The 14,379-nt window shown below is 72.4% G+C and carries 9 protein-coding genes; 1 reads left to right on the top strand and 8 read right to left on the bottom strand.

All coding sequences use genetic code 11. The annotated features are described in order from the left end of the window. Nucleotides 1-4 precede the first annotated feature (4 nt). Together Q0Z83_RS10460 and Q0Z83_RS10455 are read right to left on the bottom strand one after the other, a co-directional pair. Nucleotides 5-2,233, bottom strand: coding sequence for an arginine/lysine/ornithine decarboxylase (locus Q0Z83_RS10460; RefSeq protein WP_317793651.1), 2,229 nt, complete (start codon nt 2,231-2,233; stop codon nt 5-7). A gap of 186 nt (nt 2,234-2,419) precedes the next feature. Beyond that, complete coding sequence (locus Q0Z83_RS10455; protein ID WP_317793650.1) at nt 2,420-2,596, bottom strand: hypothetical protein; 177 nt, start codon at nt 2,594-2,596, stop codon at nt 2,420-2,422. Nucleotides 2,597-2,604: 8 nt separating this feature from the next. On the opposite strand from Q0Z83_RS10455, the gene Q0Z83_RS10450 reads away from it, so the two are divergent. After that, nucleotides 2,605-5,664, top strand: coding sequence for a tetratricopeptide repeat protein (locus Q0Z83_RS10450; RefSeq protein ID WP_317793649.1), 3,060 nt, complete (start codon nt 2,605-2,607; stop codon nt 5,662-5,664). Here Q0Z83_RS10450 and Q0Z83_RS10445 read toward each other — a convergent pair. The 6 genes from Q0Z83_RS10445 to Q0Z83_RS10420 form a co-directional block, all read right to left on the bottom strand. Next, nucleotides 5,657-6,280, bottom strand: coding sequence for a DUF4352 domain-containing protein (locus tag Q0Z83_RS10445; RefSeq protein ID WP_317793648.1), 624 nt, complete (start codon nt 6,278-6,280; stop codon nt 5,657-5,659). The genes Q0Z83_RS10450 and Q0Z83_RS10445 overlap by 8 nt on opposite strands. Before the next feature lie 118 nt (nt 6,281-6,398). Next, nucleotides 6,399-9,662 (bottom strand): HEAT repeat domain-containing protein, encoded by a 3,264-nt coding sequence (locus tag Q0Z83_RS10440; protein WP_317793647.1) that lies wholly within the window; start codon nt 9,660-9,662, stop codon nt 6,399-6,401. Between the two features lie 27 nt (nt 9,663-9,689). Then, nucleotides 9,690-10,598, bottom strand: a complete 909-nt coding sequence (locus tag Q0Z83_RS10435) for a hypothetical protein (RefSeq protein WP_317793646.1) — start codon at nt 10,596-10,598, stop codon at nt 9,690-9,692. Then, complete coding sequence (locus Q0Z83_RS10430) at nt 10,595-12,421, bottom strand: class I SAM-dependent methyltransferase (RefSeq protein WP_317793645.1); 1,827 nt, start codon at nt 12,419-12,421, stop codon at nt 10,595-10,597. The genes Q0Z83_RS10435 and Q0Z83_RS10430 overlap by 4 nt, the downstream gene beginning before the upstream one ends. Then, entirely contained in the window at nt 12,418-13,569 is a 1,152-nt protein-coding gene (locus tag Q0Z83_RS10425; protein WP_317793644.1) for a glycosyltransferase, read from the bottom strand. The genes Q0Z83_RS10430 and Q0Z83_RS10425 overlap by 4 nt, the downstream gene beginning before the upstream one ends. After that, entirely contained in the window at nt 13,566-14,372 is an 807-nt protein-coding gene (locus tag Q0Z83_RS10420; protein ID WP_317793643.1) for an alpha/beta fold hydrolase, read from the bottom strand. Before Q0Z83_RS10420 ends, Q0Z83_RS10425 begins: the two co-directional genes overlap by 4 nt. Nucleotides 14,373-14,379: the final 7 nt, after the last annotated feature.

The raw sequence follows: 14,379 nt of genomic DNA, 5'->3' as shown, positions 1-14,379 counted from the left end.
CCGATCAGAGCAGGCAGGCGACCGTACGATGGCCGTCCTGCTCCTCGACCACACCGTGGGTGATGCCGGTGAAGCCCGGCCAACGGTGCGCCAGGATCTGCTCGTGCCGCAGGAACCGCACGATCGACGAGCTGATCCGCTCCCCCGGAACCAACAGCGGAATCCCCGGGGGGTACGGCGTGAGCAGCACCGCCGTGGTCCGCCCGGCCAGCTTCTCGACCGGTACGTGCTCCACCCGCCCGGCCGCCATGGCGGTCCACGCCGTACCCGGCAGGGTCACCTGCTCGACCGGTTCGGTGTAGACCGCCGTGGTGAGTTCGGCCAGATCAGCGTCCCGGTACGTGCCGTGCAGCGCCTCGCACAGATCGCGCAGCCCACGCCCGGCGTACTCGGGAAAGGCCCCGGCGAACTCCGGCATCAGCCGCTCGACCGCCGCGTTTCCGTCATAGGCGCTCTTGAACCGGTGCAGCTCGGCCACCAGCGAGTTCCACCGGCCCTTGGTGATCCCGATGGTGAACAGCACGAACAGCGAATACAACCCGGTCTTCTCCACCACCACCCCGTGCTCGGCCAGGTACCGGGCCAGCACCACACCCGGAACGGCCGGCGCGCCCGGCCCGCTGAACTCCCCGCCGACGGTCAGGCCGGGCGTGGTCAACGTGACCTTGATCGGGTCGAGCATGGTGAACCCGTCATCGACCCGGTCGAACCCGTGCCAGCCGGCGTCCGCGGTCAACTCCCACTCGGCCCGGTCGGCCAGCCCGGTCCGCGGAGGCGTGTCCGGCCCCCAGACACCGAACCACCAGTCCCCCGACTTCGCACACTCCGCGCCGACCCGGATCACCGTGCGCCGGAACTCCATCGCCTCGGTGATCGTCTCCTCGACCAGCGCCGGCCCCCGCTTGCCGGCCATCATCTCGGCCGACACGTCACAGCTGGCGATGATCGCGTACTGCGGGCTGGTCGAGGTGTGCATCCGGTACGCCTGGGCGAACACCCGCTCGTCGAAGTGCCCACCGGTGGTGTCCTGCACCAGGATCTGCGACGCCTGCGACAGCCCGGCCAGCAGCTTGTGGGTGGACTGGGTGGCGTAGACGACGGTCCGGCCGGTGCGCTCCCGGTCGTTGGCCACCCCGTGCATGCCCTCGTACAGCCCATGGAACGACGCGTGCGGCAGCCACGCCTCGTCGAAGTGCAGCGCGTCCACCACCCCGTCGAGGGTCCGCTTCAGCTCGTCGGCGCGGTAGATGATCCCGTCGTAGGTGGACTGGGTGAGCGTCAGCAGGCGGATCGGTCGGCTCTTGTCGGTGATCAGCGGGCTGGCCTCGATCTTCGCCTGCAACGAGGCGGCGGTGAACTCACTGCGCGGGATCGGCCCGATCACCCCGGCCCGGTTGCGGGTCGGCATCAGATAGATCGGCACCGCCCCGGTCAGGATGATCGCGTGCAGGACCGACTTGTGGCAGTTGCGGTCCACCGCCACGATGTCGCCCGGCCCGACCAGCGAGTTCCACACGATCTTGTTGGAGGTCGAGGTGCCGTTCGTGACGAAGAACAGGTGGTCGGCACGGAACGTCTTCGCGGCCAGGCGCTCGCTGTCAGCGATCGGGCCACTGTGGTCGAGCAGTTGACCCAGGTCCTCGACGGCGTTGCACACGTCGGCACGCAGCAGGTTCTCGCCGAAGAACTCGTGGAACAGGGTGCCGACCGGACTCTTCAGAAAGGCGGTCCCCCCGGAGTGGCCGGGGCAGTGCCAGGAATACGCGCCGTCGTTGGCGTACCGCATCAGGGCTTCGAAGAACGGCGGCGCCAGCCGCCCCAGATAATGGCTGACCTCCCGCTGGATCTTGCGGGCCAGAAAGTCGGGGGTGTCCTCGTACGCATTGACGACCCCGTCGATCCGAGACAGCACCGACTGCGGGATCGTCCGGGCCGTCAGTTGCTCCCCGAAGAGCAGGATCGGTATCCGGTCGTTGTGCCCGCGGACCGTCCCCACGAACTCGGCCAGCGCCGGAACATCCGCTTCACCGGCACCCGGGGTGTAGAGGACCACCGAACTCGACCGGGCCACGTCGGCCAGCATCCCGCCCCGGTCGTCACCGAGCCGCCTGACCTCCAGCCCGGCCCGCACCAGGGCGGCTTCGAGCATCTCCAGCGGCCGCCGCAGACCGGCCGCCCCCTGCACCGACGTGACGATCGTGACCGGGAACGACACCGTGGACCGCCCTCTCACCGCTGACCTCGCCGTGACGGTAACCGCGCCGGCGGCGACCGGACCGGCGAACCGGTCCCGGGTCCCCGAAGCGGGTGACACCGGGCTGTTCGGCTGATCGGATACGGCCTGTCCCGGCATCGACAATCGGCGACGTGACGCTTCCACAGTGGATTGAGCCGTGGCAGGTTGTTGATCCATGGGTGGTCAGGTCATCGCGGTACGTGTCGGCGACGTCGAGTTGCTGGTGGAGACGGTACGAATGGTCGGCACCGAGCCGACCTCCGGCGGGCGTACGCAGCGGGTCGTCGAGGCGTTCGAGCGGGCACAGGAGGCGATCACCGCGGTGTCGTCGCAGGTGGCCGGCACGCTGCGTCGCGACATGTTTCCAGGTGGCCCCGCACATCACGGTCACTGCGGCGCACGTCTTGGCCGAGGCCGGCGCCCACGGCGTCTCGTCGGTGGTGCTGGTCGACGCGCTCGCCGCCCGTGGCCAGGGACCGGTGCCGGCGCGGGTGGTCGCCGTGGACCTGACCTACGACCTGGCGCTGTTGCGCCGCGAGGTGGCGCTGCCGGAGACCGCCGGCCGGATCGCGGCCAGCGACGGGACCTACCTCAACGAAGACGTCGCCGTGACCGGACACGTCGTCGTCCCCGACCATGCCGACGCCTCACCGCCCCGCTACCTCACCACCCACGGGGTCTGGGCGGGCGGCACGACCAGGCAGGACATGGTCGCCGTGTCCCGGATCAACGCCCGCGATCTCATGCGCGGGATGAGCGGCGCCCCGGTGATCAGGCGCCGCGACCGCGCGGTGATCGGTGTGGTGTCCGCCCGCTACACCTCCCCCGACGCCCGCATGGAGCACTCCGTCTGGATCACCCGGACCGAGGATCTGCTTCCGCTGCTGCGTACCTTCGATCCAGCGGCGGAATTCGCCGGATCGGCCCGGACCACCGAGATCGAGTCATTCCCAGCCGGTTCCCGGTTCGCGCCACCTGTCAACATCAGTACCCTGCCGCCGGATCTGCCACATCACATCGGGCGAACCGACCTGATCCGGGAACTGCTCGGCCTGGTGGTCGCAGATCCGGCCGGACGACTGCGGATCGTGGCAGTCGACGGCATGGCCGGGATCGGGAAGACCGCCTTGGCCCTGCATCTCGCACACCGGCTCACCGCATACTTCCCAGACCGGCAGCTCTACACCGATCTGCGCGCCCACACCACGGGGCAGGAGCCGCTCGACCCGTACGAGACCCTCGGCTCTCTGCTGGTCGGTGACGGCGTGGCCTTCGGCAACATTCCCGACGACCTGGACGGCCGGATCGCGATGTGGCGCAGCCGCACCGCCGGCTGGCGGGCCCTGTTGATCCTCGACAACGTGGCATCGACCGAGCAGGTACTGCCACTTCTACCGAGCGGGCCCGGATGCCTGGTGGTGACCACGAGCCGCCGCCGGCTGGCCGACCTGCCCGCCGTCGTGCGCCGGGCCGGCCTGGACGCGCTTCCCGCCGACGAGTCACGGATCCTGTTCGAGCGACTCACCGGAGACCGGATCGTCGACCCCGGGGCACTCGACCGGCTCGTCGAGGCGGCGAAGGGCCTGCCACTGGCGATCTCCGTCCTCGCCGGTCTCCGACTACGGCATCCGACGTGGAGCCTCGCCGACCTCGCCGACGAGGCAGAAGGTTCGCTTGTCGAGGCGACACCCGAGCACCGGTCGGTCTTCGCGGCGCTCGGGCTGTCGTACCGCTACCTCGACGAGGAGACCCAGACGTTCCTGCGGCGCCTGATCGTCCATCCCGGCGCGGCCGAGTCGCTCGATGCGGCAGCCGCGGCAGCGCTCGGCGGCACCACCCCCGCCCGGGCCGGCCGGCTCCTGGACCACCTGCATCGGGAGTACCTGCTTCTCGAACGTGGATACCGCCGATACGGCATGCACGATCTGGTACGCGCATATCTTGTCGTCCTCGACCGGGACACCCCTGAGCAGGAGGCCGTGGCCGCGTTGGCCCGATTGCTCGACCACTACGAGAAACTGGCCGTCCGGGCGGATCGCAGACTGCGTCGGCCGCCCGTGATACCCGGCACCGAGGATGAGCGGCGGCAGTCGATGAGCTGGCTGCGCACCGAACGGGCCAACCTGCTGTCCTGCTTCTGGCAAACCGTGGAGACAGGCGACGACACCCGAGTCGTAACATTCGGCACCGCGATCGCAGTGCTCCTGGAGACCGACGGCCCGTGGGATGTAGCCCGCAACGTGCAGTCGGCCGTCCTCACCTCGGCCGAACGGCTCGGCGACCCCGCCGCGCTCGCCCGCGCCTGGTTCAACGTCGGGTTCGCTCACTATCTGAACAGCGCCAACGAGGAGGCGACGGCGGCGCTCACCGAAGCCCGCTCCCGGTTTCAGACACTAGGCGACCTCACGTGGGAGATCCGGTCCATGCTGTGGCTCGGGGAGATCTGGGTCTACACCACCGACGACCGGTACGCGGACGGCATGACGCTGTTCGAGGACGCCCTCGCGCTCGCGACGGCGCACGGTGACCGGCACGGACGGGCCGAGGCCCTGGCCAGCATGGGCGGAGCCAGGCACTTCGGTGGCGGCCTCGACGAGAACCGGTACGCCCGGGAGGCGGCCGAACTCGGCGAAGCCGTGGAGATCTTCCAGGAGCTCGGTGACGAGGCCGGGGTGGCGACCACCCTGAACCAGATCGGCCTGCTGCGACTGCTGATCGCCGACTTCCCGGGTGCACGGGAGGTCCTCGACCGGGCCGTCGTCATCTGGAGCGCCCTCGCCGATCCGGCCGGCCGGGCCAAAGCCCGTGACCGGATGGGACACGCGCTGCTGCACATGGGCGAATTCGCCGCGGCACGGAAGTCGATCGAGGCAGCCCTGACGACCTATCAGGCCCTGGGCGACGAGTACAACCAAGGCGAATCCCTCAACTACCTGGGCAGTGTGGAGACCGCAGCCGACAATGCCGAGGCGGCCGCGGAGGCGTTCACCGAAGCCTTGCGGCTCTACGGTCAGATCGACTACCGGTACGGGCGAGCCGAGGTGCTCAGCGATCTCGGGTGGCTGCAGTGCCGAAACGGCGAGTTTCAGGCGGCCGGGACGAGTCTCGACGAGGCGTTCGAGATCTACGGCGAGTTCGGCGAGCGGCTGGGGCAGGCGGTGGTTCGCAACACCCGGGGAATGGCGCGATGGCGGCAGGGCGACTTCGCGGCGGGACTGGCCGAACATGAAGCGGCGCTGGCCGACGCCCGGGCGTTCCGCAGCCCGCTTGACGAGGCACGGGCGTTGGAGGGCACCGGCCGCTGCCGGCTGGCTCTGGGCGACACCGGCGAGGGCACGACCCTACTCCGCGGGGCCCTCGCGTCATATCAGCGGTTGGCCGTCGCCCGCGAGCTGTGGCTGGGGCCGGACCTCGACGAACTCATCTGAGCGGAGCCAGCACGCCGCCGGACAGGGGTGAGTCGTGCAGTTCGAGGGTGGTCAGGGCGACATTCTTCGGGACGTCGAAAACGAGCTTTCCGGTCACCTTCTCGGCGGGGGCCAGTTTCTGCACGAAGGCCTCGACACCGCGGTTGGCGTAGAGGCCGGCCAGTTCGTCGCTGTCGTAGGCGGTGCCGGACCCGTCGTAGGCGGTCTGGGCCTGGCCGACGAAGTACTTCGAGTCGTCGCCGATGTTGCGGACGGTCAGGCTGATCACGCAGAAGCGGCCCTCGGCGGTGCGTTTGATGTGTTCGAGGCCGACCGTCGACTTCGAGCAGTCCACCCTGGTGACGGTGAACTCGAACTGGCCGTCGCGGACCGGGTCGCCGAAGGCCGGGCCGGTCTTCTTCGGTGACGGGCTCGGCGTAGCGGGTCCCGCGCTCGCGCCGGCCGCCTGCCCGGCGACCGGGAGCCCGCCACTGAACTGCTGGGCGGCTATCCCGGCGGCGAACAGGGCGACCACCGCGACGGCCGAGACCAGGATCGCGACGGACACCTTGACCGGGGAGACCGACCGGGAGGCCCGGACCGGACGGCGGCGCTGCTGACGAAGGTCGTGCGACATCTGACCACTCCACGAGGCCGGCCGGGTTCCACTCTCCTCACTGTCAGCTACTTCGCCATACCGATCCAGTAATCCGGCATGATCAGCACTATTCTTCGCTCGAAAGGACAAGTCCGGCCTAGCGGTACATCATCCTTCGGTAGGCAGCGTCGGCGACGTCCGGATCGGGGTGGGCCCGCAACCGGTTCAGCGCCTCCGGCCACGGCGCCTTCCAGCGGCTCGCACCGCCCGCCGCGGCGACCAGCGCCACCGCGAACAGGCCTCCGGCCAGGTCACCCCGATCGCCGAGCGCCGCGGCCGTGCCCGCAAGATCCGCGGCCGGGTCGGCCTGGGGGCGGCGGTCCGCGAGCTGTCCGGCCAGCCGCACGGCCAGGGCCGGGCGGGCGGCGACGAGGTCGGCGACCTCGGCCAGCGGCACCAGGCGGGACTCCGCCAGAGCCAGCAGCAGCGCTGCGCCGTCCGCGAGGAGGCCCGGATCGGCCGCGAGCATCCGGGCGGCCGCGCGGGCGGCGGGTAGGTGAGCCGCGCGCGAGTCGGTGGGCCGGTCGGCTCGCGCCCAGCGGGATGCGGAGCCGACGATCCGGGTCAGGATGCGGCGGGCGGGTCGGTCCCGGTCCGGCGTCCCGACCCGGGTGTCCGCATGGTCGTCGGCGATGAGCCTGGCGAAGACCGACGCCAGCGTGCCACGGTCGGAGTCGGCCGGCGGGGAGTGCTCCAGCAGGACGCCGACGAGCGCGTCGAGATCCGGGTCCGGTCGGGTGGCGCCCGGCGTGACGTGGCCGGGATGGACGAGGGCGTCGGCGATCAGCGCCACCGCGTCCGGCGCCCACGGGATCCACTCCGGCAGGCGCCGGAGCGCGTCCCGCGCGATTCGCAGATCCGAGGCGGCGCAGGCGGTGGCGACGAGCGCCGCGAAACGGTTCCGATCGGGTTCGGGCAGGTCCTGCGGAACGGCGCCGAGAAGGGCGGCGACCACGGCGTGCTCGGCCGAGGCGGCGGCCTCGGTGAGGATGTCCCAGGCCGCGGGTGAGGACGCCTGGCCACGGAGGGCGGCGACGATGGCCGCCCGCACGTCGGAGTGCACGTCTGGGGTGTGCCACACCTCGGCGAGCAGATCCGTCGACTCGGGCGGGCCGTAGCGGGCGAGGATCCGGGCGGCGGCCTTACGGCTGGAGACCCGGACCTCCGACGGCGGCGCGAGCAGCACCCCGCGCAGGAGCGTGATCAGCGCGGACGGGCTCACGAAACGGGCCGCACGGTCGGCCGCGGGCAGAGCGGCACCGGCCCGGTCGCCGCCGGCGTAACCGAGCAGGATCGGCAGCGCCTCGTCGGGCCGGTCGGTCCACGGCAGTGCGGACAGGGCGGCCTCGGCGATCGGCGGCTCGGGCGCGTCGAGGAACCCGGCGAGCAACTCCCGGCCGGCGACCGGCACGCGGGCGAGGCTCCGCACCGCGACGATGCGGGCACGTTGCTCGACGTCGGTGTCCGCGGCGACGGCGGCGAGGGCCGCCGCGTAGGAACGCTGCTGCCGGACCGACCAGCGGCGCACGTGGACGGGCGGCCCGGCGGCGACGACCGAAGACCAGGCCACCACGGCAGGCTCGCCCGGCGCAACGTTCGACGACCCGGCGGGGTCGGGCAGGAGGCTGTCGAGCAGGGTGGTGGTCCAGCCGGTCACCTCGCGCCAGACCGGGGCCAGGCGAACCACCGCCGGGTCCTCGCGGAGCAGGTCGGCGACCCGCTCGGGCCGGGTACGGGGGTCGTCGAGCCAGCCGTCGACGGCCTTGTCCCGGACGTCGGCCGGCGACGACGGGGCCGCGGCCCGGCGCAGCAGGTCCTGCAGCTCGGGCACCTGCCTGGCCCGCTTCTCCAGCAGGTCGACGAGTTTGAGCAGTTCACCGGGGTCAGCGGTGATCCGTTTGAGTAGGGCGGCCGTGACGAGGCGCTCCTGGCCGGGCCGCAGCGGTGTCTCGATGTACCACGGGATCGGCAGCCGGGCGATCATGCCGAGCGCCCATCGGGCCGGGCCGTCGCCGTCGCCGGTGGAGGCGACCGGACGGCCGGCCAGCGCCGCCCAGGCGAGCTCGACCAGCGCCTCCTCGGTTCGCGGGGAGAGATCGCGGGACTCGATCGCAGCGTCGGTGATCGCGGTCAGCAGCGGCACCACCGCACCGGTCAGATGCGGGATCAGGTTGCGCAGCGCCCGCAGAGCGGGCCGCCGGACCGCCTCGCGTTCGTTACGCATCCGAAGCAGGCGCTCCAGGACCTGAGTCAGAGCGGTGGGCTCGCCGGCGGCGACACCGACCATCTCGGCGTATGCCGACTCACGCTGGTACGGCCGGTGGTCGCGCGCCTCCTCGTCGAGGATCGGCAGCGATTCGGCGGCCGGGAGGAGCCGGCTCCACGATCGGGTCTGCGTCTCGTCCGCGGCGATCTGCGGCAATGCCAGTATCCGGCGCACCTCACGCACCCGGGCCGCCGACGGCAGAGACTCGACCCGCCCCTGGTACGGCAGCTCCGGCCGGGAGGCGGTGTACACCTCGACGCGCCGGTCCGCGGGCAGCATCTCGAAGAAATCGGGAGCGATCTCATCGACGGCGACCAGGTCGTCGACGCCGAGACCGAGCAGGTGGCGCAGGACCTCGACGGGCAGGTGCTGGTAGGAGGTCTGCCAGGTGACCCGGCCGGTCACGAGCGCCACGACCCGGGCCGGGAACCGGGCGGCGATCGGGGCGAGGCCGACGTCCGGCAGCGAGTCACGGACGTGACGTTCCAGGAGATCGAGCACCCGTTCCGGACGACGGTCGACACACGCCCGGACGGCGTCCACGACGGGCGCCCAGTCCGGTGTCTCGGTTCCGGACAGAACGGCGTCGGCCCAGTCCAGCACGGCGGCGCTGTGCCGGCGGGCGAGGACCTTCCAGGAGACCACCGAGCGGGCCAGGTCGGGCAGCAGCCGGACGACGACCGGGGCGCTGCACGCGGGCAGGACCACCGCCGCCTCACGGTCGCCGTACCGCTCGCGGACCAGGTCGATCACCGCGTCGCCCGAGCCGGGACGGCGCCGCAGCAGACGCAGGATCAGGTGACGCAGCACCGGCGGGGCGTCGCCGAGCAACTCCCCGCCCGTCGTCCAGCCCCGCCGCAGTGCCTGTCGCGCGGCCTCCGCCCGTACCGCCGGATCCTGATCTGCCAGGGCCTGGACCACGATCGGACGGTGACCGGTCGCCGCCGCCGCGACCACCGCCAGGTATCGCGCGGTCGGGCCGCCCGTCGTGAGTTCAGTCAGGACGGCCGCGGGATCGGCCTGCTCGCGCAACAGGCGCAGCAGCGCCGGGATGCGTTCCGGGTACGACAGCGCGTCGAGATCGTCGGACAGCATCCGCGGATTGTTCCGCACCGGGGCAGATCACGCGGCCCCCGGGGTCGCGGTGAGGAACCGGGGACGGTAGGTGCCGTCCGGGAGCGCGGCACGGACCGCGACCCGGATCCGGGTCAGGTCGGCGACGTGCAGCAGCACGCAGAGCACCGGGCGCGCGGCCGCACCGAGGGCCCCGGCGGCCCGAGCGGCGGTCACCGCCGGATGCGGTTCGCCCACTGTCAGCAACCGGCCGAAATCGGCCAGATCACCACCCCGGAGGGCATCGGCGGCCCGTGCCACGGTGCCGGCCGCGACGACCGGGCGCCGGGTCGTCACCGCGGCCGGGTCACCCGGTTCGACGACGAGCAGCCGCAGACCGGCCGCCGCCAGGTCGCAGGGCAGGTGTTCCACGGTGGCGTCGGCCCGGCGCAGGATCGCCTCCCCGGCCCGGCCGGTGAGCGCGGCCAGCTCGGCGGCGTCGGCGGCCACCCGGGTCGTCCCGGACAGGTGGTAGAGCTCGGTGAACGCACGGATCGTGGCCGCCGCCGTGCCCGCCGCCGTCGGGATCGACAGTGACTCCGGCAGCCCGGTGTGCACGACGAGGGTGGCGCCGCCGATCCGGAATCCCGCGGCACGCAGCCGGACCGCGGCCCGGATCGCCGGTCGGGCCCAGTTCGGCGCGGTGTCGGCCGACCACTCGTCCGGGCCCAGCCGCACCCCTTCGGCCGGCCGGTTACGGGACCGCAGCTCCAGGACACCGTCGTCGCGGGCGGTGCCGGCCACCACGGCACCCCACGGCACGGCCACGGCCAGGTCGGCGACCGGGTCGGCGAGCAGCCGCAACCCGCCGGGTGCCGCGCTCACCACGTCCGGCTGACGGCCGAACATCCGCAGGAACGTGTACGGCACCATCCGCACCTCGGCCGGGGCGTCGACCCGGGACATCACGCCGGTCATCGGGCCTCCGGCTTGCGCGCCAGCACCCGGTAGCAGTTGCCGCCGTCGGTACCGGCGATCACCGCGCCGAGCAGCTGGTCCAGCAGGTTGCCGCCGACCAGCAGCGGTACCGCCGCCACGAACGCGGACTGCCGCAACAGCCGCCGACCGCGGGTACCGGGTGTCGACGCCCACGGCCGGTCCGGGTCGGGGACCAGGCTGTTCACCCACAGCAGCACGGCACCGGCGAAGTCACACGGCTGGTGGGCGCGGCCGAGTTCCACGGCCACCGGCTGCAGCCCCCGGTCGATCAGGGCGGCCGTCAGATTCCGTACGGGCAGAAGGTTGAGGTGTTCCGGCTGGAAGTACGGAACCCAGTAGCCGCGCAGCAGGCGCGCCAGCCGGGACGCCGGGTTCGGCACCTCGATCAGCAGATGCCCGCCGGGCGCGACGACCTGGGCGGCGGCGTCGAGTTCGGCGCGCGGGTCGCGGGTGTGTTCCAGGTAGTGGTGCATGCTGACCACCTGGTAAGCGCCCGCCAGCTTCTCGGCGAGGTCCGGGAACAGGCCCCGGTAGCCGGTGCTCACCCAGCCGCGGCGCTGCGCGTCGTCGATCGAGTCGGAGATGTCCAGGCCGTCGAACACGGTGTCCGGGAAGACCTTGCGGGCGTACGTGCAGAAGTGCCCGTGCCCGGTGCCGACGTCCAGCCAGTTCGCCGGGCTGGTGTGCCGGCCGACCAGGTCGGCGCGGCCCACGTAGGACGCCACCGACAGACCGAACGCGTGCTCGGTGCTGTCCTCGCCGAGCCGGTCGTAGACGTCGCGGTAGTAGAACTCCAGGCCGTCGATGCTGAGCCGCGGGTTCTGGAAGACGTGCCCGCAGTCATCGCACTCCACCAGCGTGAACCGGCCCGGTTTGCCCTGCACCCGGTCGCGGGTGTGGACCCGGGTGGTCAGGCGGCGACCGAAACACCACGGGCAGTCCTCGCGCGGTGCCTCGAAGAACCGGTCGGTGCCGCCGGTCAACTCCACCGCGTACTCCCGGCGGGCCTGCTCGCGCAACTCGTCCCGGTGCCGGTCGTAGCGCGACCTCCAGGTGCCCCGGATCGTGCGCAGCCAGCGCCACGGCTCGACGAGCAGGCGCAGCCAGGCGGCGCGATGCCGGTCGGTGGGCCGCATCGGCGTTCCGGCCAGGATCAGGTACGGCTGCAGGCTGTAGACCACCAGCGCGGCCCCACCCCAGACCGGGTTCAGGGCCACGGCCGCGGCCAGCAGCAGGTAGCCGACGAGTCCGCCGGTCAGCGCCATCGCGACGATCGTGCCGGTCGCGCGCATCCGGGCCTTACCGGTCGCCGGATCGGCCGGCACCGCCCGCAGGCCCGGCACGACGACCAGGTCGGTGCCGGTCGGGGCGTACTTCTTGAGTCGCGCGGTGAGCCGGATCATCTCGGCCGGATCGAGGTCGGCGGCCGGGGTGACCGCGGCCCGGTCGGCGAGTTCGGTCGCCACCAGCAGCGCGTGCCCGGCCCCGCGCCCGGTCGCCATCCGGTCGTCGCGGTATCCGGCCGGATCGACCTCGCGGGCCAGCGCCAGCGTCTCGGTGACCGGCAGGTCGGCCGGGACCAGGTCGACGGCGACCAGATGACCGGCCCGGGCGTAGCCGACGGCCGCCTGCCGGGTGGCCGCATCGACGTCGACCCCGGCCGCGGTGAACAGCAGGAACCCGTCCGGCTCGGTGTCGTCGGTGGCCGGTGGCAGCACCGGCAGCGCGGCCAGCCGGCCGCGTGACCGGAGCCCGCTCAGCACCAGGACCAGCACGATCAGGACCGCGGGCAGCACGCTCATGAGATCTTCTCCAGGTGGTCGGCGGCCGCCGGGGCTCCGCCCGCGGCGAGGAAGGACTCCCGCACCCGGCCGGCGGCGACGCGATAGGCGGGTTCGGACAACACCGAGACCAATGCGGTACGCAACTCGTCCGGCCCACAACGCGCGAACCGGACCCGCACTCCCGCCCCGGCCGCGGTCACCTGACCGGCGATGACCGGCTGGTCGTCCCGGATCGGCGCGACGACCAGCGGCAGGCCGTGCGCGAGCGCCTCGCACACGGTGTTGTGCCCGGCGTGGCAGACCACCGCGTCCACGTGTGACAGCAGGTCGAGTTGCGGCAGGTGGGGCCGGGTCAGCACGTACGGCGGCGGGTCGGGCAGCAGACCGGCCGGTGCCGCGACGATCAGCTGGACGTCGAGCGGTTCGGCGGCGCGGACCACGGCGTCGAAGAACCGGGCGCCCCCGTCGCCGTTGACCGTGCCCAGCGACACCAGCACCCGCCGCCGCCCCGGGTCGAGCGCGGACCAGGGGAAGCCGGTGTGATCCGGCCGGGCGGTGAGCGCCGGCCCGACGAAGGCGTAGTGGCCGGGGAACTCCCGGTCGCTACCGAGCAGGGCGGCCGAGGTGAAGGCGAGCACCAGGTCGTCGGAGAACCGCAGGTCGGTCGTCTCGGCCACGCCCGCGTCCCGGCACAGTCCGGCCATCCGCTCCCGGATCCAGTCGTCGACCTTGGGCATGGCCGCGTACGGGTCGGTGAATTCGCCGGACGTGGTCGCGCTGGTCACCCAGGTCAGGCCGCGCCGCCGGGCGACCAGCGCCCCGGCGAGGGCCTGCTGGTCGGCGACGATCACGTCCGGTTCGAACGCGTCGGCGGCCGCCTCCACGCCGGGCCGGGAGGTCCGCGCCAGCGGGACGATGAACTCCTCCCACAGGAACTTGAGCGCACCCGCCCCGCGTAGCCCGAGACGGCGTTCGTGGGAGTCCCGCAACGCCGCGTCCAGGGCCGGATCACCGGCGTCGTACACCTCGGCGCCCAGCCCGGCCAGCGTCGCGGCCCGCCCCGCCCAGGCGACCCGATGGCCGCGAGCGGTCAGCTCCCGGGCGACGGCGGCGGCCGGGTTGATGTGCCCGGTCAGCGGCGGCACGACGAACAGGTAGCGGCTCATGACGCCGCCGAGTGCCGGACCAGCCAGTCCAGGACGAGGGTACGAACCAGCGGCGTCGCCTCGCGCAGGACGGTGTGCGCCTGGTCGGGAACCATGTGCAGGGTGCAGTCCGGCAGCAGTCCGGCCAGTTGCCGGCCGGCGGCGGCCAGATCCGAGTGCACCCCGTAGACGGCCAGCACCGGGCAGCGGATGGCGGCGAGTTCCGGGCCGTGCAGCGGCGGCGTGGCGGCCACGTCGTCGATGAGGGTGGTGCCGTTCAGCAACTCCCCGGCCAGGCGGGCCGCCCGGGCCAGTTTCCGGTCGCCGAGTTCGTGCAACTGGTCGGCGAGGCCGTCGTGGGCGAGGCCGAGCGCAGTGACGGTCAGGGTGTTGCTCATCTGCTCGGTCCAGTCGCCGGCACCGTCGCCGACGGTGTGCGCCTCGATCACCACCAGACCGGCCACGTCCCGCGGGCGGCGCAGCGCGTACCGCAGCGCGACCACCCCGCCGAAACTGTTGCCGACCAGGAACACCGGCTGGTCCACGCCGAGTTCGGCGAGCAGGGCGGCCAGGTCGTCGACGGCGTCGTCCACGGTGTATCCGGCCGGTGGCCGCTGGGAGCGCCCATGCCCACGCAGGTCGTACATGATCGTTTCGGCGCCGGTTCCGGCCACCGGCCCGGCCAGCGTGTAGTAGAAGCTGGACAGGTTGTCCAGGATCAGGCCGTGCAGGAACACCACCACCGGCCGGTCCGCCGGGGCGCCCTCCGGCGGGCTGATCCGCTGGACGTGGAAACGCACGTCACGGGCGACGACATCGACCATGGCCGGG

The sequence above is a fragment of the Actinoplanes sichuanensis genome, from assembly GCF_033097365.1.
Lineage (GTDB): Bacteria > Actinomycetota > Actinomycetes > Mycobacteriales > Micromonosporaceae > Actinoplanes > Actinoplanes sichuanensis.
Note: the sequence above shows the minus strand (reverse complement) of the source record. Positions and strands in the feature narration are given on the sequence as shown.